The organism is Escherichia sp. AM3 (assembly GCF_032029835.1).
GTDB classification, from domain to species: Bacteria; Pseudomonadota; Gammaproteobacteria; order Enterobacterales; family Enterobacteriaceae; genus Escherichia; species Escherichia coli.
In genome coordinates this window covers 1-232 of the sequence record NZ_JAVUPQ010001341.1, presented here as the reverse complement: position 1 = coordinate 232, position 232 = coordinate 1, and the positions used below count along the sequence as shown (strand labels likewise).

Annotated in this window: 1 pseudogene; it reads right to left on the bottom strand. The window is 53.4% G+C overall.

Going from position 1 to position 232, the window contains the following annotated elements:
- A pseudogene (gene ftrA / locus RTW80_RS30975) lies at nucleotides 1-179 on the bottom strand (transcriptional regulator FtrA); the annotation flags it as partial.
- Between the last annotated feature and the right edge of the window lie 53 nt (nucleotides 180-232).

The window sequence follows — 232 nt, the reverse complement described above, 5'->3', positions numbered from 1 at the left end:
CCGTCATCCACGCTCGCCACGGCGAACTGATACCAGTCCTCGCCCATCTCCGGGCGCGGCAAGCCAAAGATCTCTACCGCCACGCCAAACTCAAAGGTACATAAACCGTCATATGCCAGCACGACCGCGCGCGGCGAGGGATGTCTTAAGTTTGTCATCTTTTTGCTGTTTTCTGGCATAGGCGGACGCATTCATGGGCTGAATTAAGGGATAAAGTAGTGTTAACACAAAC